Here is a 23,890-nt window from a genome sequence, read left to right on the forward strand (position 1 = left end):
AAGGTTCCGTTCACGGCTCCCCGGTCGGTGCCGGGCGGGCCGCCGCCATGATGGAGGCCAGCGCCGCGGCCGGCCCGTCGTCGGCCAGTTCCTCCAGCGTCAGCGACAGCTTGCGCCGCCAGTTCGGGTACTGGTCCACGGTGCCGGGCAGATTGACCTGCTCGCGCTCGTCGGTCAGCTCGTCCAACTGGACCATGGCGATGGCGGCGTTGCTGCGCGCCAGGAAGGCGTGCACGGCGGTCGCCAGCGCCAGATCGTAGGGCGAATCCGCGCCGAAGCTGGCCGGCAGCGGCAGGCCGGCGGCCCGCACCGCCTCGATCAGCCGGCCGCGCTCGTCGCGACGGCGGTCGCGCTGCTTGCCGGCCTCGTCGGCGGCGGGGTAGAGGCCCATGCGCGCCTTCAGCTCGATGTCCTGCCCCTCCCACCAGCCGCGCAGCGTGGCGAGGTCGTGGCTGCCCACGGTGGCGAGCGCCAGGAACGGATAGTCGTCCGGCCCGACGAAGCCGCCGTCGTCCGTCCATTCGAAGAACACCACCCGGTAGCTGAGGATTCCCGCCGCCGCCATGCGGTCGCGGAAACCCTCGGGCACCGTGCCGAGATCCTCGCCGACCACCAGACAGCCGGACCGCCGGCTCTCCAGCGCCAGGATGCCGACCAGATCGTCGAGGGGGTAGGCGACGTAAGCCCCCTCGGACGGCGGATGTCCCTCGGGGATCCAGTAGACGTGCTGCAACGCCATGGCGTGGTCGATGCGGAGCGCTCCGGCGTGCCGCATGTTGGCGCGCACCAGCTCGATGAAGCCGGCGTAGCCTTGCTCGCGGAGCGCGCGGGGGTGGAAGGGCGGCAGGCCCCAGTCCTGGCCGGCGGGGTTGAACAGGTCCGGCGGGGCGCCGACGTGCGCGCTGGACACCACCACGTCCGGCGAGGCCCAGGTTTCCGCCCCGCCGGCATCGGCGCCCACCGCCAGATCGCGGTAGAGGCCCACCGCCATGCCGCGCGCCTTGGCTTGCTCGGCCGCCGCTTCCAGTTGGCAGTCGGCCACCCATTGCAGCCACGCCAGAAAGTCCAGACGCCCGGCGTTCTCCGCGGCGAAACGGGCGACGGCGTCGGAGGCCGGGTCGCGGAACGCCTCCGGCCACTGCGGCCAGCCCTGCCCGCCGAAGCGCTCGCGCAGCGTCTGGAAGGTGCAGTAGCGCTCCAGGCTGGCGCCGCGCTCACGCCGGAACGCCTCGAACGCCAACCGGCGCGCCGCCGGGGCCTTGGCCTGGAAGGCGCCGAACAGCGTTTCCAGCAGCGGCAGCTTGAGCCCCGCCGCCGTGTCGTAATCGACCATGTCGCAGTCGCGGGCCTTCTCCAGCGCCGCCTGGAACGTCTCGGACGCGATGCGGGCGCGGACCTCATCGCAGTCTATCAGCTCCGGGATCGCGGTCACGTCGATGTAGAGCGGGTTGAGGAACAGCCGGCTCGCCGGGGAATAGGGGCTGCATTGCTCCGGGTCATCGGGGAACAGCGCGTGCAGCGGGTTCACCCCGACCACCGAGGCGCCGCGGCTGGCGGCGATCTCCACGAGCGTGGCGAGGTCGCCGAAGTCGCCGAGGCCCCAGTCGTTGGCCGAGCGCACCGCGTAGAGCTGCGCCGACAGCCCCCAGACCGGGGTCCCCATCTCGATGGGCACCGGCAGATGGCAGCGGTCGGGCACGCCGATGATTGTGGTCTCGGCCTTCAGCGCGCCGGTCTCGACGCGCAGGGTGTGGTAGCCCAGCGGCAGAGCCTCGCCAAGATCGAGCCGGCGCACCGCCATCGCGTGGCCGTCCGTGGTCACCCGGTGCTCCTGGGGGCGCTCCAGGGGCAAATCGGCGAACAGGGCGGTGCCGGTGCGCTCGCCGCCGTCCTCCAGCGCCAGCGTCCAGCGCAGCTCCCCGGCCTCGGCCGGCAGGGTGACCGGCACGCTGAAGGGCGGTCGGTCGATGCGCAGCACGGCGACCGGGGGCAGGGCGCTGGCCAGCTCCGCCCGCTCGATCCCGGCGAGGCGCTCCTCGGCGGCGGCCTCGTCGGGGGCGTCCACGCCCATGGCGGCGAGCAGGGCGCGCACCGTGTCCGGCGCGGCCCGCACGGTCTCGCCGGAGGCGTTGACGTAGGAGGTCTCGATGCCCATGCGTCCGGCCAGCCGGTCGAGGGCGGTGGGCTCCTCGATGGACCAGAGCACCGACCATGCGGCCAGGGCGCCGTCGCGCACGCCGTCGCCCTCGGTCCACAGCGGCCGGCCGGGCGGCTCCGCCAGCCCCGGCGCCGGGGTGTCCGACAGGTTGGCGCGCAGGTGCAGCGTGCTGCCGTCGCCGAGGCGCCATGTCACGGCGATGCCCGTGCGCCCGGTCACGTCGAATGTCCCGGTGCCGCCGGGCATGCCGGCGAGGCGCGGGGCGATCTCGACGCTGCGCAGCGTCAGCAGCAGGCGGTACCAGCTCAGCCAGTCGGCGTGCGGCGGGCGGTTGCGCACACTCCAGTCCAGGGCCGCGCTGCGCACCGTCGCCTCGGCGCTGGGGTCGGGGATGCGGTCGCGCGCGGCCGGGTTCTGGAACTCGGGGAACTTGGCGAACTCCGCGCGCCGGCCCTCGCGCACGGCCTCGGCCAGCCCGTCGCCGAAGTCGGCGAAGAACGGGAAGGGCTGCGGTGCCGCCCACTCCTCGCCCATGAACAGCATGGGGATCTGCGGGCTGAGCAGATAGATGGCCGTCGCGGCGCGCACCGCCGGGCGGGGGGCGAAGGCGGTGATGCGCTCGCCGAAGGCGCGGTTGCCGACCTGATCGTGGTTCTGCAGGAAGCTGACGAACGCCGTCGCCGGCAGGTGCGCCGAGGGCTCGCCGCGGGCCTCGCCCTCGCGGTAGGCGGACGGGTCGCCCTGGTAGGCGAAGCCCTCGGCCAGCGCGCGGGCCAGCTTGCCGGCATCGTCGGCGTAGTCGGCGTAGTAGCCGCCGGCCTCGCCGCTGACCGCGGCGTGCAGCGCGTGGTGCAGATCGTCGTTCCACTGCGCGGTGTACCAGCGTGGCGCGGCGTCGGCGCGCTCCAGGAAGCGCGCGGCGTTGTCGTCGTTCTCCAGCACGAGGTGCACCGGCCGCCGGCCGCCGGTCAGGTCTGCGACGCGCTCGGCCAGTTCTTCGAGGAACGGCTCGTCGCTGTCGTCGGGGATGGCGTGCACCGCGTCGAAGCGCAGGCCGTCGAGGTGGAACTCCTCGATCCAGTACAGCGCGTTGTGGATGAAGAAGTCGCGCACGGTGGCGCTGTCCGGCCCGTCGACGTTGACCGCAGCCCCCCACGGGGTGTGGTGCCGGTCGGTGAAGAACGCGTCGGCGTAGGCGTTCAGATAATTCCCCTCCGGCCCGAAGTGGTTGTAGACGACGTCGAGGAAGACCATCAGCCCGCAGCCGTGCGCGGCGTCGATCAGCGCCTTCAGATCCTCCGGCCGGCCGTAGGCGCTGTCGGGCGCGAAGGGCAGCACGCCGTCGTAGCCCCAGTTCCAGCGGCCGGGGAAGTCGGACACCGGCATCAGCTCGATGGCCGTGACGCCCAGCTCGACCAGATGGTCCAGCCGGCCGATGGCGGAGCGAAAAGTCCCCTCGGGCGTGAAGGTGCCGATGTGCAACTCGTACAGCACCGTCTCGTGCCAGGGCCGGCCATGCCATGCGGCGTCCTGCCAGCGGTGCGTGGTGGGATCGACCACCTCGCTTGGGCCGTGCACGTCCTCCGGCTGCCAGCGCGAGGCGGGGTCGGGGATGTGCGTGCCGTCCGCCAGCACGAAGCGGTAGCGCGAGCCGGGGTGGGCCTGCGCCGTCGTCCACTCGAACCAGCCCTGGCCCTGGCGCAGCATGGGCAGCAGCTCGGTCGCCGTGTCCAGCCACAGCGACACCTGCTCGGCGCCCGGCGCCCACAGCCGGAAGCGCACCGTGCCGTCGCCCAGCACCTGGGCGCCGAAGGGCATGGCGTGGCTGCGCGCCTCGCCCAACTGCACGGACGCCTCGGCGCCCACATGGTCGGCGACCTCCGGCCCGGCTTCGGCGCCGAGGATGCCCAGCACGCCGCCCAGCGGGATCGGCAGCCAGTCCGGCCGATTCGACAGCTCGTAGCCGATCTCGTACAGCGCCTTTTCCAGCAGGAACAGCTTCAGCAGGCTGGCCGCCGCCGTGCTGTCCGCCGGGAAACTCGGGCAGTCGCCGATGGCGGCGCGGTAGCCGTCGATGAAGGCGCCGCCGGCCTCGGCTTCCCACCACGCCAACCAGGACTCACGGGATGCCCGCGCCGGCTCGGCCAGACCCTCGGGCAGCGCGTTGCGTGCCGCCGCCGCCGCGTAGGCGACCGAGCGCAGCATGCCGGCCACGTCGCGCAACGGGCTGTGCTTGCCGCGCCGCTCGGCCAGCGGGCGCATGGGCTCGCCCTCGAAGTCGATGATGAAGACGTCGTTGTGCGTGACCAGAACCTGCCCCAGGTGGAAGTCGCCGTGCAGGCGGGTGCGCTGGAGGCCGGAGACCTGCGGAATCAGCGTGTCGATCTGCGTCATGATCGCCGGCTCGCAGGCCAGCAGGGTGCGTGCCTGCGCCGCCACTGCGCCATCGAGGGTCGTCAGCGCGCCGCGCAGCGCATCGAGGGTGCCGCGCGCCGTGCGCCGGACATCCTCCGCCCACGCCGCCAGCACGGAGCCGTCCGCCGGTTCGGCCCGGAACGCCGGGTCCCCGGTGGGGATGGCGAAGGCGCGGTGCAACTCCGCCGTGCGCTGGCCGAGCCGGCGCATCAGGCCGAACAGGTGCCGGTCGTCCGCGGCGTCGCCGTCTTCGAAGCGGCGCAGCCGTTCGGTCAGCCGGCTGGTGACGTGCTCCCACGCGTCCTCGGCGTCCGGCACCAGCTTTTGCAGCACGGCCAGCGCCAGGTCTCCAGGCCCTTCGACCCAGCCCAGCAGCGAGGGCGTGTTGGGGTAGCGCGCGACCTCGGTGAGAAAGCGGCCGATCTCCACCTCCGGGTGGGTGCCGGCTTCCAGCTTGCGGAAAGCCTTGAGGACGGCCGCGTCGGCGACGCGGATGGAGGTATTGGACTGCTCGGCACCCGGCCGGTGCAGCGGCCCGTCCAGCGCCGCCTCGACCGGGGGGGCCAGCGCCTCGGTCCGGCCGAAGCGCAGCCGTCCGCCGTCGCCCTGACCTCCGGTGCTGTGGCCCCCGGTGCTGTGGCCGGAACGGATGCCGTCCAGCAGCGCCCGCACCATGCGGTCGTCGCCGAAGCCGTCGCGCACATGCCCGTTCCACGGCCCGTCCTGCGGGCCGGCGATGCGGAACGCGTCCTCCTGGGCCGCACCGCCCCGCTCGATCACCAGGGGCAGCAGGTAGAGCTGCTCCGCCGTGCCCGGCGGCTGGACGCGCAGGATGCAGAGCTGCGCGCCGCCCATCGGGATGGCGTCCACCACCTGGACGCGCGGTTGGCCGGCGCTCTTGGCGGCGTACCAGCGGCGGGCGGTGATGCAGCGGGGAAGAATGTTCTCCTCCAGATGGTGGAGGGCATCGGCCTGGAGCGGAGCGGGCTGGGCGTTCGGGCTCGTGGCGGGTGGCACGGGGCCTCTCCTCTTGGTGCGGCTTGGCGCTGGGTCAACAACATCGGCCCTCATTCCTCACGGGCAAGCGACCGCCGGGCGGGCTGGTGCGCCGCCGTGCGCGTGCGTAAAAATTGCCCGCGCAAACCGCGCGGCGGAGGTGGTAGAACCGGCACCATCAAGGAGGGGCGGATATTCCCATGCAGGGTGGCGAGATGAGCGCGGCTGGAACGGTGGGACGCGGCGTCCGCTGGGCGGACCGGCCGGCCCTGCTGCTGTGCGCCAACGCCCTCGTCGCGGCGGGATATTTCGCCTTCGGCGTGCTCACCGACCTGTTCTTCCGCAAATACGGCTTCTTCCCGGCGCCGCTATGGCCGGCGGCCAGCCTGTCGGTCGCCGCGGCCATGGCGCTGGGCGGCCGGGCGTGGCCGGGCATCTTCCTGGGCTCGCTGGCGGCCAACCACGCGGTGTTCGACGCCTCCCTGATCGAGGCGCTCGGCGTGTCGGCCGGCAACGCGCTCGGGCCGGTGGCCGGGGTGCTGCTGGCGCGGCGCCTGTCCGGGCCGCTGACGCCGCGCCTCGGCCTGCGGCCGGTCGCCGCCTTCACCCTGGGCGCCATCGGCGTGCACGCGGTGCTGACCGCCGCCGGTGGGACGGCGGTGCTGTTCGCCGCCGGGGCCGTGTCGCGCGACGACGTGCTGCCGGCCTTCGTCCACTGGTGGCTGTCGGACGCCGGTGGCACGCTGGTGCTGGCGCCGACGGTGCTGCTGTGGATGCTCGACCGCGGCATCGGCGCGCCGCGCCGGGGCCGGCTGGTCGAGCTGGCCCTGGTCTCGGCGGCGACGCTGGCCGGCGGGGCGGCGCTGTTCACCGGCGTGCGCTTCGACGATCAGTCGAACGCGACGCTGCCGTTCCTGCTGCTGGTGCCGCTGGCCTGGATGGCGATGCGCTTCCTGCTGCGCGACGCCTACACGCTGTTCAGCGTGCTGGTCCTGCTGATGGTGGGCGGAACCGCCATGGGCTACGGCCCCTTCGCCGCGCCGGGCATCGAGAAGCCGATGCTGTTCGTCGGCGTGTTCATCGTCACCGCTGCGCTGACCGTCCTGTCCTGCGGCGCCCAGGCCAACGACCGGCGGCGGGCCGAACATTCCCTGCGCCGCATGGTCGATACGCTGGAGCAGGCGGTCGCCGACCGCACCGCCGAACTGCGGGAGCGCGAGGAGCAGCTGCGCATCGTGCTGGAGGACGCGCCGATCCCGCTGTTCGTCACCAGCCTGCGCACCCACCGGCTGACCTTCGTGAACAGTCTGGCGGAGCGGTTGCTGGGCTCCACCCGTGAGCGGTTGATCGGCGCCTACGCGCCCAAATACTGGGCCGACCCGGCGGAGCGCGAGCGCCTGCTGGAGGCCATCGCCCGCGACGGCCACGCCCGCAGCGTCGAGGTGGGCTTCCTCCGCCAGGGGGGAGAGGCGTTCGTGGCGCTGCTGTCGGCCGCCCGCACGATGTTCGACGGCGAACCGGCTTTCATCGTCGGCATCAACGACATCACCGACCGCAAGCGCACCGAGAACGCCGTGCGCGAGAGCGAACGCAAGCTGCGCATCCTGGCCGACAACATGACCGACGTGGTGTGGTCGGTGGACGCCGACCTTCACTACACCTACATCAGCCCCTCCATCGAGCGCCTGCGCGGCTTCAAGGTGGAGGAGATGATGGGCCGCCACATCCAGGACGGCCTGACGCCGGAATCCTTCGTCTTCGCCTACCGTCATATCCTCGAAGCCTGCGGCGCCGCAGCGCGCGGCGAGGCGAGCGGTCCGGCAGCGTTGCGCATGGAACTGGAGCATGCGCACAAGGACGGCTCCCGGACACAAAGCGAGGTGTGCGCTACCGTGCTGTTCGACGCCGGGGGTGGCTTCATCGGCCTCCAGGGCGTCACCCGCGACATCACCGAGCGCAAGCGGCTGGAGGCGGAACTGCAACGCCTCGCCATCATGGACGGCCTGACCGAACTGCCCAACCGACGCCATTTCCTGAAACGCCTGGAAGCGGAGATCGAACGCGCCCGGCGCTACGACCGGCCACTCTGTGTCGCCATGATCGACCTCGACCACTTCAAGACGATCAACGACACCCATGGGCACGCGGCGGGCGACGAGGTGCTGCGCCGATTCGCGGCGATCGGCCGGGATGCGCTGCGCGCTTCGGACGTCATCGGCCGTCTGGGCGGCGAGGAATTCGCCATCGCCCTGCCGGAAGCCGGCATCGACGCCGCCACGCCGGTCATGGAGCGGCTGCGCGAGGCGGTCGGCGGTCCGTGGGTGCACGACACCGAATCCGCCTTCAGCGTCACCATCAGCGTCGGCATCGCCGAACTGCGCCCCGAGGACGACGTGACGAAACTGCTCAGCCGCGCCGACCGGGCACTCTACGCCGCCAAGCGCCAGGGGCGCAACCGGGTGGTGCCGGAGGGGCTGGTTGTGGAGACCGCCGCATAAAGTCGTTGCGGCAAACGTGCCTTTACCCGCTATCTTGTCGGCGCATGCGTCCACTCACCATCCTCCTCTGGGTTTCCCTCGTGTTGCCGCCGGCGGTCGCCGGCGCCATCGCGTGGCGTTCCTATGAACAGACGCTGGAGCGCGCCTCGGCCGAGGGGATGCAGACGGTCTCCATCCTGCGCGAGCACGCCATGCGTGTGTTCGAGGTGCAGGAGCAGGTCATCGGCCAGATCGACGCCCACATCGCCGGCATGGGCTGGGACGAGATCGAGCGGTCGCCGACCGTGCACGCCCTGCTGAGGGGCTTGACCGACACCTCGCCGCACATCGACGGGCTGTGGCTGGTGCGGCCGGACGGGCGGACCGTCAACAGCGCCGACTTCTTCCCGATGCCGTCCTCGAAGGTCACCGAGCGCGAGTACTTCCAGGTGCTGAAGGAGCGCGACGTTACCCACCTCGGGCGGATGATCCAGGGGAGGCTCAAGGGCAACCTCAACTTCAACATCAGCCGGCGGCGCAGTACCCCCGGCGCGCCCCCCGGCAGCGTCTTCGACGGCGTGATCCTGGTCACCACATCGATCGACTTCTTCAGCGAGTTCTGGCGCGGCGTGCTGGGCCAGCAGAAACACGTCGTCGGCATCATCCGCAGCGACGGCGAGATCCTGGCGCGCTATCCGGCCGTCAAGCAGCTGCCGCCGCGCATTCCGGCGGATTCGCCGTTCTACACGGCCATCACCGGGCAGGACAGCGGCCGCTACAGCTTCCGCTCGGCTTCGGACGGGCGTGAGCGGATGTACGCCTACGCCAAGCTCGGCGGCTACCCGGCGTACGTGACGGTCGGTCTGGACCGCGAATCGGTGCTGGAGCCGTGGCGGCGGGGCACGGCGGTGGTGTCGGCGCTGGCGGCGGCGGTCGCGCTGCTGATGGCCGCCGTGGTGCAGTTCGCCCGGCGGCGCGAGGACCGATTGCAGACCGAGGTGGTGCGGCGGCGCTATGCCGAGAGCTCCCTGGTCGCCAAGGAGGAACACCTGTCGGCGCTGCGACGCGCCGAGGCGGCGCTGCGCGCCAGCGAGGAGCGCTTCCGCTCGGTCTACGAGCAGGCGGCGGTCGGCATCAAGCGCGTCGGCCTGGACGGCCGCATCGTCGACGTCAACGAGACGCTGTGCGGCATCCTCGGCTACCGCCGCGACGATCTGATCGGCCGCAGCTTCGAGGAGATCACCGACCCCGTCGACGTGTCGGGCGAGCGCGAGCCGCTGCGCCGCCTGCTGGCCGGCGAGGTGGACCGCTACGCCTGCGAGAAGCGCTACATCCGCAAGGACGGCGGCCGGGTGTGGGTGCGCATCACCTCGTCGCTGGTGCGCGGCAGCGGCGACGAGGGGTCCTACCGCCTGTGCATCGTCGAGGACGTCTCGCGCCGGCAGGCGGTGGAGACGGCGCTGCGCAACAGCGAGGAGCGCTTCCGCCGGCTGTTTGAGGCCGCCCCGTTCGGCGTCATGATGATCGAGCCCGGCACGCTGCGCCTCGTCGCCTTCAACGACCAGACGCCGCGCATCCTCGGCTACACCCGCAGCGAATTCGCCCGCCTGACCACCGCCGACATCGAGGCCGACCAGTCCCGCGCCGAGATCGTGCAAGCGCAGAGCGACATCATCGCGTCCGGCACCCGCAACGCCTTCGAGACCCGGCTGAAGGCCAAGGGGGGCGAGCTGCGCGACGTCATCGTCTCGGTACTGCCGGTGGAGATCGACGGCAAGAACTACATCTATTCCGGCATCGTCGACATCACCGACCGCAAGCAGATCGAGCGCGAGCTGGCCGAGGCCAAGGAAACGGCGGAGCAGGCCAACGTGGCCAAGTCGAAGTTCCTCGCCGCCGCCAGCCATGATCTGCGCCAGCCCTTGCAGTCGCTGTTCCTGTTCGCCCATGTGCTGGAGGCGCAGGTCGCCGGCAACGACAAGGCGCAGGGCACGCTGGGCGCGCTGCACAAGGGCCTGGAGGCCATGAAGGGGCTGCTGGACAGCCTGCTCGACGTTTCCCGCCTCGACGCCGGCTCGGTGAACGCCGAGATCCGCAGCGTGCCGGTCGCCGGCCTGCTCGACGCCCTGGACACCGCCTACGCCCGCATCGCCGCCAACAAGGCGTTGTCCTGGCGCGTGGAGCCCTGCACGGCGGTGGTGCGCAGCGATCCGACGCTGCTGGCCCAGTTGGTGCGCAACCTCGTCGAGAACGCCATTCGCTACACGCCGCGCGGCGGCGTGCGGGTGGAGTGCCATGTGGAAGGCGACTCCCTGGCCATCGCCGTGCACGACACCGGCATCGGCATCCCGGCCGAGCACATGGCCAGCATCTGGGAGGAGTTCCATCAGGTCGGCAACCCCGAACGCGACCGCGAGAAGGGCCTCGGTCTCGGACTCGCCATCGTGCGGCGGCTGTCGGTCCTGCTCGGCCATCCGGTGACGGCGCGCTCGGAGCCGGGCAAGGGCTCGGTCTTCTCGGTCGAGGTGCCGCTGGACACCGACGAACGCGCCCTGGAGATCGAGGCGCCGGCCCGCCCGGCCCCAGGTCCCGGCGCCACGCCGCGGCTGGTGGTGGTGGTCGAGGATGACGCCATCGTGCTGACGGCGCTGGAGGCGCTGCTGACCGAGTGGGGCTACGAGGTGCTGGCGGCCAGTTCCGGAGCCGAGGCGGTGGAACGCATTCAGGATGGCGGGCGGCTGCCCGACGTGGTGGTCAGCGACTACCGCCTGCGCGGCGGCGAGGTGGGCACCCAGGCGGTCCGCCTGATCCGCGAAGCCTGCGGACTCCCGATCCCCGGAATCCTGCTGACCGGCGAGACGGCCGGCGCCGCGTTGCGCGACGCCGCGGACGAGGGGCTGCTGGTGGTGCACAAGCCGGTGCTTCCCACCGAACTGGACGACGCCCTGCGCCAGCAGATCCTGGCGGGGGTTTAAGGGGCCGGCTTACGTCGCCGCCGTTTTCCGCCGCCTTGGCGCCGCCAGTTCCGCCAGCCGCACCGGGCGGAAGCTCCAGACATCCACCCCGACGTCGATCTGGCGGGGCAGCGGCTTGAGCTGGCCGTGGCTGTGGCCGTGCAGGTTCAAGGCGCCCTTGTACATGCCGTTCCAGGTGCGGAACGGGTAGTGGCACAGCACGAGGTGCCTGTCCTCGACGCGGATCTCCGCGTAATGCCCGACGCTGGCCCAGCCCGGCAGCGCCAGGGCGGGCGGGCCGTCGTTGTTGCCGGCGATCAGGTGCTTGGTGCCGTTCAGCCGGTCGAGCAGGGCGGCCATGGCGTCGGGCTTGGTGCGCAGCGCGAAGTCGCCGAGGTGCCAGACCTCATCCTCGGGCCCGACCGTGGCGTTCCAGTTCGCCACCATGGCCTCGTCCATCGCCGTCACGTCGGCGAAGGGCCGCCGGAAGCGGCCGAGCGCGCCGGTGTGGCCGAAATGCGTGTCGCTGGTGAAGAAGACCGCCATCGGTCGTCCTCCGCTGGCCGTTCGGGGTTGGGGGCGTGCCCCTTGCCTTCAACGGCCGCGCCGGACGACCGGATCGCCGGGGTCTCGATCAGTGGTGGTGGTGGTCGTGACCGTGCTCGTCCGTCGGGTCCATCAGGCGGTGCATGTGGACGATGAAGTAGCGCATGTGCGCGTCGTCGATGGTGGCGCCGGTGGCGCCGCGCCATGCCTTCTTCGCCTCTTCATAGCTCGGGAAGATGCCGACGACGTGGAGCTTGGTGGGATCGACGAACTCCTGGCCGTCCGGCTTGACCAACTGGCCGCCGAAGACGAGGTGGAGCAACTGCTTGTCGGGCATGGCTGACGCGTCCTTATTGTTCTGATGGGTCCGCTGATTCGCACCCTCTTAGCTGTGCCATTCCCCGCCTTCAAGTCCCTAATGATCGCGCGCGCGTACAAACCGTCCGGTTCGTCACGAGTCGGCCGCGCGCGCTTGCATCCATTCGGGGGCGGTCGTAATGTCGCGAGCCGTTTTTTCCGGCCTGACTTCCCACCATCGATCCTCAGGGGCAGCCCCATGTCGATTCTCGCCTCCCGCCTGTCGCGCATCAAGCCGTCGCCGACCATCGCCGTGACCAACAAAGCCCGCGAGTTGAAGGCGGCCGGCCGCGACGTGATCGGGCTTGGCGCCGGCGAGCCGGACTTCGACACGCCGGACAGCATCAAGGCCGCCGCCATCAAGGCCATCGAGGCCGGCGACACCAAGTACACCGCGGTGGACGGCACGCCCGCGCTGAAGAAGGCCATCTGCGCCAAGTTCCAGCGCGAGAACGGCCTGACCTACACGCCCGAGCAGATCACCGTCGGCACCGGCGGCAAGCAGGTGCTGTACAACGCGCTGATGGCGACGCTGAACCCCGGCGACGAGGTCATCATCCCGGCGCCGTACTGGGTGTCCTACCCGGACATGGTGGAACTGGCCGAGGGCACGCCGGTGTCCGTCTCGTGCCCGGCCGAGCAGGGCTTCAAGCTCCAGGCCGCCGATCTGGAGAAGGCGATCACGCCGAAGACCAAGTGGCTGATCCTGAACTCGCCCTCCAACCCGTCGGGTGCGGCGTACACCTGGGACGAGATGAAGGCGCTCACCGACGTGCTGGTCAAGCACCCGCACGTCTGGGTGATGAGCGACGACATGTACGAGCACCTGCTCTACGACGGCCTGAAGTTCTGCACCCCGGCCCAGGTCGAACCGTCGCTGTACGACCGCACGCTGACGGTGAACGGCGTGTCGAAGTCCTACGCCATGACCGGCTGGCGCATCGGTTACGCCGGTGGCCCGAAGGAGCTGATCAAGGCGATCGGCGTGATCCAGAGCCAGTCCACCTCCAACCCGTCGTCGGTCAGCCAGGCGGCGGCCGTCGAGGCGCTGAACGGCCCGCAGGACTTCATCAAGGAGCGCGCCGAGGTGTTCCGCCAGCGCCGCGATCTGGTGGTGTCGATGCTGAACCAGGCCTCGGGCATCAAGTGCCCGACGCCGGAGGGGGCGTTCTACGTCTACCCGTCCTGCGCCGGCACCATCGGCAAGAGCACGCCGGACGGCAAGGTGATCAACAGCGACGAGGACTTCGTCACCTACCTGCTGGAGACCGAGGGCGTCGCGGTGGTCCAGGGCTCGGCCTTCGGCCTTGCTCCGCACTTCCGCATCTCCTACGCCACCAGCACCCAGGAGCTGGAAGAAGCCTGCGTGCGCATCCAGCGCTTCTGCGGCAACCTGCGTTGATGTGATACGGCCGGCGCATGAATGCTTCCATGATCGGCCGGCCGTATCACCCTTTCGCTCAATGCTATGCATTGAGCTGTCGGGTTTAAACCGAAGGCGCTTGATGGAAGACATCAAGCGCCTTCGGTATGAGTGGGCCGAGGGGGCGGCGCCCGCCGCCCTCTCGGCCGAATGGAACAGTTTGGAACACCATGCAACAGTGTGCGGTGGGTGTTCCGTTCACCCGGTCCCGAGCGGGCGTGGTTTGGGCGTTTTCAGGATTGTGATCCTATAGATAAACCGCCTGTTTGGGAAGAGACTTTGCGTCTACCCCCGACACGCCACGTGTAGCCCCTTGCCCGCCGCGAAAACCGTCGTCGCGAAATCCGGCAGAGCGTCCACCGCGGCGATATAGCCGGCGATCTCCTCCGGGTGGGACAGCGCGTTGTCGGCCAGCAGGACACAATCGCGCTCCAGCTTGGGCAACAGCAGGCGCAGTTGCTCCGGCGCGCTCCAGCGGTCGGCGTCGAAGAACACGCAATCGAAGGGGCCGGTAAGGCCCGCCACCGTCTCCGTCGCGTCGCCGACCAGCAGGCGCACGTGGTCGGCCAGCCCGGCGCGCTCCAGGTTGGCGCGGGCCTGGGCACTCTTGCCGGCGTCGCGCTCGATGGTGGCCAGCGGCTCGGCCGTGCCGGTGGCGCGTAGGGCGGCGGCCAGCCAGATGGTGCTGATGCCGTTCGATGTGCCGATCTCCAGCACCCGGCGGCGCCGGCCGCTGCGGACCAGCACATGCAGCATCTCGGCGGTGTCGCGCTCCAGGTTCAGCATCTTGCGCGAGCGATCGGCCTCGCGCGTGTCGTTGTCGCGTCCGAAACTCTCCAGGTCGCGCAGCACGCGCTCGACAACGGCATCCACCAGCATCGTCCGGTTCTCCATTCCAAGGCCATCCCGTGGCTTCGGCTCGACTGTGCGCCTGTGACATGTTACATTCAAGCGTAACATGGGAGAGTTCATCATGAAGACGGCGGGCAAACCGCGCCGCCCCAGCCTGGGGGAGGAGGCATACGCGGCCGTGCGGCGCTTGCTGCTGGACGGTGACCGCTACGCGCCGGGCGACAAGATCGGCGTGGTGGAACTGGCGCAGGAACTGGGAGTCAGCCGCTCGCCGCTGTGGGACGCCATCGCGCGCCTGGAATCGGAAGGGCTGGTGGAGGTGGCGCCGCGGCATGGCGTCTTCCTGGTGCGCTTCGATGCCCGGCGGCTGGCGGAGGTCTACGAGACGCGCGAGGCGCTGGAGGGCATGGCCGCGCGGCTGGCGGCCGAGCGCGCCGGGCTGCCCGACGTGGCGGCGTTGGAGCGGTCGCTGGCGGAGCAACAATCCTGCCTGGAGCGCGGCGACGCGGTGGCCTACGCCGACGCGGCGCTGGCCTTCCATCAGGCGGTGCTGGGCATCGCCGGCAACGCGACCATCGCGCGGCTGCTGGAGGCGCTGTACGCGCAGACGCGGGCGATGTGCCGAGGGCTTCCGGTGACGCCGGCCGACCTGTCGGTGCGCCGGGACGATCACGCGCATCTGGTCGCGGCGGTCCGCGCCCGCGACCCGGATCGGGCTGAGGACGTCGCGCGGGTGCACGTCCGCGCTCTGGCGGCGGACGGGCTGAGGGGCAGGGGAGGCTGAGCCTCCCCTGCAACACCGCGCGCCTGGAATTTACTTCAACAGGAGGAAGTCCGCAGCGATGCCGGCGCCGCAGTAGCCGATGTCGGCGATGTACTTCTCCTCACCCGGCTTGGACGTGATGCCGCAGCCGGCGCCCGCGTCGATGGGCATGGCGTGGGCGAGTTCCTTGATGAAGTGCACGGTGACGGTCGGCGCGTTGGCGCCGGGGCGGGCGTAGTTGGAGACGACCACCGCGGGGCCGGGGAGGGGCAGGGCGCTCGTGCCGTCGGTCGGCGTGTCGAAGGGCAGCCCGTTGTAGCTGGTCCACTGGCGCGTCATGTGGCTGCCGTTGGCCGGATCGACGGTGTCGTCGCGCATCCCCTGGACGATCATCACGCGCGGGCGCTTGGCCGGGGCGGGGGCGCGGGCGATGAATTTGGTCCACTCCTGCCGGTCATAGCCGTCCGCGCGCGCCTTCGTGGGGTACGTCTTGTCGCCGACGGTGATGCCGCACTTCGACGACGCGCTGAACATGCTGTTGGCGCACAGGGCCGGCACGCCGGCGAACAGCGCGCCGCCCGAAAAGACGGTCGGGTATTCGGCCAGCAGCACGGCGCCGATGGACGCGCCGGCGGACAGGCCGGTGAGCGAGATGCGCTGCGGGTCGATTGCGGGCACCTCGATGCCGGGCAACTTGCCCATGCGCAAGACCTCGACCATGGAGGCGATGGCCGCCGCCTCTTCGGGAACGCCGCCCTTGAGGGGGCTCTTCAGCCGGTCGGCGAAGCTGAAGCAGCCCACCGGGTTGCCCTGGCGCCAGACTCCGGACGCCATCCAGGACAACGCCTGCACCTGTTCCTGCTGGGGCAACAGCGCCACGAAGCCGTTGCGGTCAGCCTGTTCCTTCCAGCCCGAGTCGGTGAAGAACCCCCGCGCGTCCTGAAGGCAGCCGTGCAGCACCACCAGCAGCGGCGCCGCGGTCCGTGTGCGCGCCGATTCCGGCACGTAGACATAGCCCTTGAGCTTGGTGCCGTAGGCGTCGAACCCACCGATTTCGGCCGTTCGCGATTCCGCGTGGGCGACCGTGGTGAACAGCAGGAAAAGCGATGCCGCGGCCGCGATCCGCGTTCCGATGGTCGTGCGGGTCTTCATCCGTCGTCCTTCCGTTGAGGCCGGCGGGCAGGCGGTGAACCGCCTGCCGCCGGTATGCTGCGCTGCAACGGTCGAACTGTACGGACGCACACGTCCTGAGGGAATTGGCTTCGCACGCGCAGGGCGAGACATTTTGTCTCGCTCCCGCGATGCGGGTGAAGGCGGGGGTGTTTACTGCGCCGCCACCGCCGCCTTTCTCTGCTCGACGGCCTTGTCGGCCATCTTGCCGGTCAGCTCCTGCAAGCGCTCGAAGGTCCAGGTGAACGTCCCCACGCCCAGCGACAGCGAGCGCAGTTCGACGATCAGGTCGTGGATCTCGGCTTGCGGCATGTAGGCCTTCACCTCATCCCAGCCCTGCCAGCCCGGCCGGGCGTCGAAGCCGAGGATCTGGCCGCGCCGGCCGCTGACCAGACGCTGCACCTTGGGCGTGAACTCGCTGGGCACGGCGATGCAGACGTTCAGGATCGGCTCCAGCAGCACCGGCTCGCAGGTCGGCAGCGCCTCCTGCATGGCCTGCCGGGCCACCGTCTTGAAGGCCATTTCCGAGCTGTCCACCGCGTGGTACTGGCCGCCGGTCAGGCTGACCGCGAAGTCCACCACCGGGAAGCCCAGCGGGCCGTGCACCATGTATTCGCGGATGCCGTTTTCCACCGCGGGGATGAAGTTGCGCGGCACGACGCCGCCGATCACCGCGTCCTTGAAGTGGAAGCCGGCGCCGCGCGGCTGCGGTTTGATCGTCACGACGATGTCGGCGAACTGGCCATGGCCGCCGGTCTGGCGCTTGAAGCGGGCGTGGTGCTCGTCCACCCCCTTGCGGATCGTCTCCTTGAAGGGGACCTGCGGCTGCTTGCCCTTGACCGCCACATTGTACTTGGAGCGCAGGCGGTCCATGGAGATCTGCAAATGGATGTCGCCGTGGCCCCAGATCACCATCTCGCCGGTGTCGGCCGACTGCTCGAACCGGAGCGAGGGGTCCTCCTCGATCAGCTTCTGGATGGCGCCGGTCAGCTTCACCTCGTCGTTGCGGTTCTCGGTGTTCACCGCCAGCCCGAAGACCGGCGACGGCACCTCCGGCCAGTTGTCCGGCCGGCCCTGGTTGCCCTTGTCGGTGAGGATGTCGCCCGCGCCCGCCTTCTCCAGCCGGCCGAGCGCCACCACCTCGCCGGCCGCGGCCTGGGTCAGCTTCTGCTGGTCGTGGCCCATCATGCGGTAGACGCCCGACACGCGCTCGCCGCCCAGAATCATGCCGTCGGTCACCGTGCCGCGCCAGATGCGGGCGAAGCTCAGCTTGCCGGCGTGCGCGGCGTTGAGGTTCTTGAACACCTGCGCGACCACCGCGCCCCCCTCGGGGATCAGCCGGTGCTCGGCGGTGCTGGTCACCTCCGGCCCCTCGTGGCGCAGCGCCTTGAGCAGGCGGCGGATGCCGCCGTCGTTCTCGGCCGAGCCGAGGAAGACCGGGACGATCAGATCCTCCGCCAGCTCCTTGGCGAAGTCCTCGTAGACCTTGCCGGGGTCCGGCTTGACGTCTTCCAGGAGCTGTTCGAGCAGGCCGTCGTCGAAGTCGGCCAGCGCCTCCAGCATCTCCTGCCGGGCCTCGCCCTCGCGGTCCTTGATCGACTCAGGCATCTGCACGAGGTCGGACGGCTTGTGCGGGTTGAAGTGGTAGGCGCGCTCGCTGACCAGATCGATGTAGCCGGCGATGCGGTCGCCCTCGCGGAACGGCACCTCGCGCAGCACCAGCGGGCGCGCGGAGACGGCCTGATAGGCCTGTACCACGTCGCGGATGCGCAGGTCGCCCAGCGAGTCCACCTTGTTGATGAACAGGATGTGCGGGATCTGGTTGTCGTCCAGGAACTTGAACAGCGGGGCCAGCAGGACGGCGCGCTCGGCCGAGGGCTCGGCGACCACCACGGCCACGTCGCAGGCCATCAGCGCGCACTGCGTCTCGTAGCTCAGCTCCACCGAGCCGGGGCAGTCGAGGAAGTGCCAGCGCTCGCCCAGATATTCGGCGGTGGCGAGGTTCACTTCGACGCTCATCTGGCGGGCCTTGGCTTCCGGCGCGCTGTCGCCGACCGCGTTGCCGTCCCGCACGCTGCCCTTGCGGGTGACGGCGCCGGTGGCGAACAGCAGGCTCTCCAGAAGCGTCGTCTTGCCGCTGAGGTACGGACCGACAAGCGCGGCGCAGCGCGCCGTCGATACTTGAGAATGGGGCATGCACACCTCCCGGGTGGGTCTCTTGTTGGAGGACCACGGCGCCGGTGCCCGGGGAGGGCCGCGCCGCGGCCTGGTTTTCAAAACGCGTGCGGAAAGGAATGAAATGTCAACGGCATGGTCCACCCGTGGCGGGGACCTGTCGATGAAAAAAAGGGGCGGCATCGCGTCACGCCACCCCTGTGCCACGGACTATTTCCCCGGCGGACCGTCCGCGTAGGGGGCGAGCGCCGCGGCGATCGCCCGGTGCACGGGGGTCGGCACCGCCATCTCCCGGCCCATCCGCGCGACGGCGCCCGACAGCCACGGCAGCTCCAGCCGGCCGCCGCGCTCCAGATCGTTGAGCATGGAGGACTTCATTTCCGGCACCAGACCGTCGACCAGTCCGCCGATGCGCTCGACCACGTCGGGGCCGAGGTGCACGCCCTTGGCGTGGGCGAGCTGCGCCACCTCCGCCACCGCGTCGAGGAACAGCGCGCGCGTCTCCGGCACCGCACGGATGATGCCGACCGGCTGGCGGGTCAGCGCGGTGACGCCGCTGAACGGCGCCAGGAAGGTGAACTTCTCCCAGATCATCGACAGGATGTCGGTGCTGAAGATGGCGTCGAAGCCGGCCTTGGCGGCCAGCCCGTGGAACAGCGTCAGCCGCTCGGACCGGCTGCCGTCCAGCTCGCCGAAGCTCATGCGCGCCAAGGTGCCGGTGTGGCGGATGATCCCTGGCGCGAAGACCTGCGCGGCGATGTGGGCCACACCGCCCACCACGTGCTCCGCCCCCAGCGCCGTGCTCAGCGTGTCCAGGCTGGTGACGCCGTTCTGCAAGGTGATCACCGCGGTCCGCGGGCCGACCAGCGGCCGGATGGAGCGGGCGGCGTCCTCGGTGTCCCACAGCTTGACGGCGAACAGCACCACGTCCACCGGGCCGATGGAGGCCGGGTCGTCGGTGGCCGTGACGTCCGTCAGGTGCAATTCGCCCGACCCGCTCTCGATGCGCAGGCCGTCCTTGAGGATGGCCGCCAGATGCCGTCCGCGCGCCAGGAACGCCACGTCGGCCCCGGCGGCCAAAAGCCTGGCGCCGAAGTAGCCGCCGACCGCGCCGGCACCCATCACCGCGATGCGCATGCTGTCCTCCCCCCTGTTTTTCCCTGTTGATAGTGGACCCGCGGGCATTGTGCGGCAATAGGCCGCAATGGGTGGTTCGCGCCCCGGAGCGGTTCGCAGAGCCGGATGTAAGCCGCTCATACAAAGGAGTGTTTCCGCTTCCGGCCGGTGATTGCCTGTATAGATACGATTGTTGCAACGCAGCAACCATACGTGTCAGAGGCAAAATGCAGCGGACAAATTCCTGAAATCTTTTGGTATTAGGTCTCAGCCCGCACGCGCTGCTCCATCAAGGGCAATGTGCGTTGCGAATAACTTGCGGGCCGCGCCGGTAACCAACCGGACGTGTCAAGAATTGGGGGAACACACGCATGCTCAAACTGATCCGCATCGCCGCTGCCGGTCTTCTGATGCTCGGCCTGTCGGGCGCCGCCAGCGCCCAGGACAAGAAGCCGACGATGGACGACGCCAAGGCGATCACGCTGAAGGCGGCCGAGGTTCTGACGGCCAAGGGCCTGGACGAGGCGTCCAAGGTCTTCAACACCGATGGCGAGTTCAAGCACGGCGAGATCTACGTCAACGTCATCGATATGGACGGCGTCTGGAAGGTCTACCCGCCGAAGCCCGCCGGTGTCGGCCAGAACGTCAGCCAGGTGAAGGACGCCGACGGCGTCTTCATCATCCAGGAGATCCTGAAGGTCGCCAAGGACAAGGGCGAGGGCTGGGTCGAGTACCGCTGGAAGAACCCGGCGTCGGAGAAGATCGAGCCGAAGGTCACCTACGTGAAGAAGATCGACGGCCAGGGCCTCGTCGCCTACGTCGGCATCTACAAGTAAGCGCCAGTCCGTTCCTTCATGCCGTCGGGTGATCTCGGCGGCATAGGGCCGCGACGGCGGCCTTTCGCACAAACCTTGGTTTGTGCTGGCGGCAGGCGGGTCCAAAGACCCGCTGAGAGCCCCGCGCCCACGTGGGCGCGAAGCCAAGGCCCCGGATGGGGCCGCCCGGCGTCTGAGGGGGCAAAAAAGTAGGGGGCGATATGAGCAGGGGCATTCTCGCGCGGGTGAGCGGCACCTCGGTGGCGGCGCGCGTCTTCGTGGCGCCGCTGATGGGCATTCTGCTGACGGTGGGCGCGCTTGTGCTGGCCGACCGGCAGTCGGAACAGGCGACGCTGGCCATCGACCAGATCCACCAGTCGGCGGGCGAGCGGCGCGACCAGATCGACCGCCTGATCGCCACCGCCTACCAGATCCACTCCGACGTGTCGCGCCATCTGGCGCTGGCCGGCTCGGGGCTGGAGGATGCCAAGCTCCAGTCGATGCGCGACGCGATCACCGCCAACCTGGGCAAGGAGCGCAAGGGCATCGCCGCGCTGCGCGCCTTGCCGCTGACCGATGGCGAGCGCGCCCTGTTGGTGGACATCGAGAAGCGGCTGGACGCCTACGCCAAGGCGGTGGACCAGATGAACGAGATGGCGTCCATCGACCGCCTGATCGCCATCCCGCTGATGGCCAACGTCGACGACCAGTTCAAGGCACTGACCGACAAGGTGCTGGCGGCGCAGGCCGCCATCGAGCAGTCGACCTCCAAGGCCACCCAGGACACCCGCGACGCGGCGTCCAGTGCCCGCACCAACTTCGCGCTGGTGATGGCGGCGCTGCTGGCCGCCATGATGGCGGCCGGCCTCGTGCTGGCGCGCACCATCACCGGTCCGTTGCGCCGGCTGTCCGACACCACGACGGAGCTGGCCGCCGGGCGCCTCGACGCCGCGGTGGACGGCGTTTGGATGAAGAACGAGATCGGCGCCATGGCCCGCGCGCTCCAGGTCTTCCAGGATAACGCCCGCGAGGTCGAAAGCCTGAAGATCGAGCAGGAGCGCCAGAAGCAGGAGGCCGAGCGCGAGAAGCACCGTGCCATCCGCGACCTGGCCGACCTGTTCGAGACCCGCGTCGGCGAGGTGGTGCAGCAGGTCGGCGCCGGGGCGCATCAGGTGCGCTCCAACGCGCGCGGCATGCTGGACCGCGCCGAGGCCGCCAACCGGCAGGCCACCACCGTCGCCTCGGCCAGCCAGCAGGCGGGCATGAGCGTGCAGACCGCCGCCGCGGCCACCGAGGAGATGTCGGCCTCCATCGCCGAGATCGGCGGGCAGGTGCGGCGTTCCTTCGACATGGTGCGCGAGGCTGTGCGCGCGGTGGAGGAGACCAACGGCCACGTCGTCGGCCTGTCGGCCGCGGCCGGCAAGATCGGCGAGATCGTCGACCTCATCAACTCCATCGCCAGCCAGACCAACCTGCTGGCCTTGAACGCCACCATCGAGGCGGCGCGGGCGGGCGAGGCCGGCAAGGGCTTCGCCGTGGTGGCGTCGGAAGTGAAGAACCTCGCCACCCAGACCGCGAAGGCCACCGAGGACATCCAGGCGCAGGTCGGCGGCATGCAGGCGGTGACCGACGCGGCGGTGGGGTCCATCAAGGGCGTCGGCACGACGGTGGTCGCCATCGACCAGATCATCGGCCTCATCGCCCGGTCCATGGAGCAGCAGGGCATCGCCACCCAGGAGATTTCCCGCAACGTCCACGAAGCCGCGGCCGGCACGGCGGACGTCTCGCACACCATCGCCGACGTGTCGCGCAGCGCCGGCGAGACCGGCACCGCCGCCGGTGAGGTGCTGCGCGCGGCGGAACTGCTGGACGGTCAGGCGGCGACGCTGAACAGCGAGGTGAAGCAGTTCATCGGCCGGCTGCGGCAGGGCTGACCGGCGTCCCCAGGGTGCGGCGTTTCGGCGCGGCGGGGTTGATTCACGGGTATCCCGACCAAGGTTGGCAAGCGGACCAACACGGGAGGGACACCATGCAGATCGACATCGGCATCGCCGAAGCCGACCGCAAAGCCATCGCCGAGGGGCTGAGCCGCGTGCTCGCCGACACCTTCGCGCTGTACCTGAAGACGCACAGCTTCCACTGGAACGTGACCGGACCGATGTTCAACACGCTCCACGTCATGTTCATGGAGCAGTACACCGAGCTGTGGACCGCGCTGGACGAGATCGCCGAGCGCGTCCGCGCCCTGGGCTTCCCGGCGCCCGGCAGCTTCTCGCAGTTCTCCAAGACGACGAGCATCGCCGAGGAGACCGGCGTGCCGCGCGCCAACGACATGATCCGCCAGCTCGTCGAGGGCCACGAGACGGTCGCCCGCACGGCGCGTCAGGTCTTCCCCACCGCCGAGCAGGCCAACGACCAGCCGACCGCCGACCTGCTGACCCAGCGCTTGCAGATCCATGAGAAGACCGCCTGGATGCTGCGGAGCCTGTTGGAGCAGTGAGGACACAAACCCTCTCCCCTCCGGGGAGAGGGTGGCCGCTCGTAGAGCGGCCGGGTGAGGGTAAGCGCAAGGATCCTTGGATTTACCCTCACCCTCCCGCTCTCCGAGCGGGTCCCTCCCTCTCCCGGGGCGGGAGAGGGAATTTTCACCACGTCCCCGCCGGGCTCGGCACGTGGTGCGCGCCGGCGGCGGGTTCGTTGGCGGCCAGCCAGCGCTCGACCTCCAGCGCCGCCATGCAGCCCATGCCGGCCGCCGTCACCGCCTGACGGAACACCTTGTCCTTCACGTCGCCCGCGGCGTACACGCCGGGGATGTTCGTCGCCGTGGAGTCCGGCGCGGTCAGGACGTAGCCGGACTCGTCCATCGCCACCTTGCCCTTGAACACCTCGGTCGCCGGGGAGTGGCCGATGGCGACGAACACGCCTTCTGCCGGCAGCGTCGACACCGCCCCCGTCTTGACGTTCTTCAGGCGCACGCCGGTGACGGCGCGCGGGCTGTTCAGGCTGCCGTCGCCGGTGCCCTCGATCTCCTCGACCACGCTGTCCCAGACCACCGCGATCTTCGGGTTGGCGAACAGGCGGTCCTGCAGGATCTTCTCGGAGCGGAAGCTGTCGCGGCGGTGGACGATGGTCACCTTGGAGGCGTGGTTGGTGAGGTACAGCGCCTCCTCGACCGCCGAGTTGCCGCCGCCGATCACCGCGACCTCCTTGCCGCGGAAGAAGAAGCCGTCGCAGGTGGCGCAGGCCGACACGCCATAGCCGCGGAACGCCTCCTCGCTGGGCAGGCCCAGCCAGCGCGCCTGGGCGCCGGTGGCGATGATCACCGCATCCGCCGTATAGGTGTCGCCGGAATCGCCGACCGCCACGAACGGGCGCTTGGTGAAGTCCACGTCGACGATGACGTCGAACATCATCTTGGTGCCGACGTGCTCGGCTTGGCGGGCCATCTGCTCCATCAGCCAGGGGCCCTGGATCGGCTCGGCGAAGCCCGGATAGTTCTCGACATCGGTGGTGATGGTCAGCTGGCCGCCGGGCTGCATGCCCTGCACGAGCATGGGCGCCAGATTGGCGCGCGCGGCGTAGATCGCCGCGGTGTAGCCGGCCGGGCCGGCGCCGATGATGAGAACCTTGGTGTGGTGCGTCGCGGGCATGGGGGCTGGCCGTCCGTGGTGAG

15 protein-coding genes are annotated in these 23,890 nt (G+C 70.1%); 7 read left to right on the forward strand and 8 right to left on the reverse strand.

Annotation, left to right across the window (positions count from 1 at the left end):
• Nucleotides 1-10: 10 nt before the first annotated feature.
• A complete protein-coding gene (treZ, locus tag ACSVDD_RS06735) occupies nt 11-5,590 on the reverse strand; it encodes a malto-oligosyltrehalose trehalohydrolase (RefSeq protein ID WP_448188555.1) in 5,580 nt (1,859 codons plus the stop codon).
• Between the two features lie 194 nt (nt 5,591-5,784).
• On the opposite strand from treZ, the gene ACSVDD_RS06740 reads away from it, so the two are divergent.
• Complete coding sequence (locus ACSVDD_RS06740; RefSeq protein WP_448188556.1) at nt 5,785-8,067, forward strand: GGDEF domain-containing protein; 2,283 nt, start codon at nt 5,785-5,787, stop codon at nt 8,065-8,067.
• Between the two features lie 44 nt (nt 8,068-8,111).
• Nucleotides 8,112-11,021 (forward strand): PAS domain S-box protein, encoded by a 2,910-nt coding sequence (locus ACSVDD_RS06745; protein WP_448188557.1) that lies wholly within the window; start codon nt 8,112-8,114, stop codon nt 11,019-11,021.
• Between the two features lie 9 nt (nt 11,022-11,030).
• Here ACSVDD_RS06745 and ACSVDD_RS06750 read toward each other — a convergent pair whose 3' ends face one another.
• Entirely contained in the window at nt 11,031-11,546 is a 516-nt protein-coding gene (locus tag ACSVDD_RS06750; protein ID WP_448188558.1) for a metallophosphoesterase family protein, read from the reverse strand.
• An 88-nt stretch (nt 11,547-11,634) separates the two neighbouring features.
• Complete coding sequence (locus ACSVDD_RS06755) at nt 11,635-11,883, reverse strand: DUF4170 domain-containing protein (RefSeq protein WP_448188559.1); 249 nt, start codon at nt 11,881-11,883, stop codon at nt 11,635-11,637.
• Between the two features lie 219 nt (nt 11,884-12,102).
• Here ACSVDD_RS06755 and ACSVDD_RS06760 point away from each other — a divergent pair, with 219 nt between their 5' ends.
• Complete coding sequence (locus ACSVDD_RS06760) at nt 12,103-13,305, forward strand: pyridoxal phosphate-dependent aminotransferase (RefSeq protein WP_448188560.1); 1,203 nt, start codon at nt 12,103-12,105, stop codon at nt 13,303-13,305.
• Nucleotides 13,306-13,611: 306 nt separating this feature from the next.
• On the opposite strand, the gene ACSVDD_RS06765 is transcribed toward ACSVDD_RS06760, so the two are convergent.
• On the reverse strand, nt 13,612-14,220 hold the full coding sequence (locus ACSVDD_RS06765) for an O-methyltransferase (protein ID WP_448188561.1): 609 nt from the start codon (nt 14,218-14,220) through the stop codon (nt 13,612-13,614).
• Between the two features lie 79 nt (nt 14,221-14,299).
• Between ACSVDD_RS06765 and ACSVDD_RS06770 the strand changes: the two genes are divergently transcribed.
• Nucleotides 14,300-14,962 (forward strand): GntR family transcriptional regulator, encoded by a 663-nt coding sequence (locus ACSVDD_RS06770; RefSeq protein ID WP_448188562.1) that lies wholly within the window; start codon nt 14,300-14,302, stop codon nt 14,960-14,962.
• A 30-nt stretch (nt 14,963-14,992) separates the two neighbouring features.
• Here ACSVDD_RS06770 and ACSVDD_RS06775 read toward each other — a convergent pair whose 3' ends face one another.
• The 3 genes from ACSVDD_RS06775 to ACSVDD_RS06785 all read right to left on the reverse strand — a co-directional run bounded on the left by ACSVDD_RS06775 (nt 14,993) and on the right by ACSVDD_RS06785 (nt 19,423).
• Nucleotides 14,993-16,093 (reverse strand): extracellular catalytic domain type 1 short-chain-length polyhydroxyalkanoate depolymerase, encoded by a 1,101-nt coding sequence (locus ACSVDD_RS06775; protein ID WP_448188563.1) that lies wholly within the window; start codon nt 16,091-16,093, stop codon nt 14,993-14,995.
• 171 nt (nt 16,094-16,264) lie between these two features.
• Nucleotides 16,265-18,307 (reverse strand): elongation factor G, encoded by a 2,043-nt coding sequence (locus tag ACSVDD_RS06780; RefSeq protein ID WP_448188564.1) that lies wholly within the window; start codon nt 18,305-18,307, stop codon nt 16,265-16,267.
• A gap of 189 nt (nt 18,308-18,496) precedes the next feature.
• Entirely contained in the window at nt 18,497-19,423 is a 927-nt protein-coding gene (locus ACSVDD_RS06785; RefSeq protein WP_448188565.1) for a 2-dehydropantoate 2-reductase, read from the reverse strand.
• 350 nt (nt 19,424-19,773) lie between these two features.
• On the opposite strand from ACSVDD_RS06785, the gene ACSVDD_RS06790 reads away from it, so the two are divergent.
• The 3 genes from ACSVDD_RS06790 (at nt 19,774) to ACSVDD_RS06800 (ending at nt 22,717) form a co-directional block, all read left to right on the forward strand.
• Entirely contained in the window at nt 19,774-20,238 is a 465-nt protein-coding gene (locus tag ACSVDD_RS06790) for a cache domain-containing protein (protein ID WP_448188566.1), read from the forward strand.
• 200 nt (nt 20,239-20,438) lie between these two features.
• Entirely contained in the window at nt 20,439-22,151 is a 1,713-nt protein-coding gene (locus ACSVDD_RS06795) for a methyl-accepting chemotaxis protein (protein ID WP_448188567.1), read from the forward strand.
• Nucleotides 22,152-22,246: 95 nt separating this feature from the next.
• A complete protein-coding gene (locus tag ACSVDD_RS06800; protein WP_448188568.1) occupies nt 22,247-22,717 on the forward strand; it encodes a Dps family protein in 471 nt (156 codons plus the stop codon).
• Nucleotides 22,718-22,862: 145 nt separating this feature from the next.
• On the opposite strand, the gene trxB is transcribed toward ACSVDD_RS06800, so the two are convergent.
• Nucleotides 22,863-23,867, reverse strand: a complete 1,005-nt coding sequence (gene trxB, locus ACSVDD_RS06805; protein ID WP_448188569.1) for a thioredoxin-disulfide reductase — start codon at nt 23,865-23,867, stop codon at nt 22,863-22,865.
• Between the last annotated feature and the right edge of the window lie 23 nt (nt 23,868-23,890).

The organism is Azospirillum terrae (genome assembly GCF_053470425.1).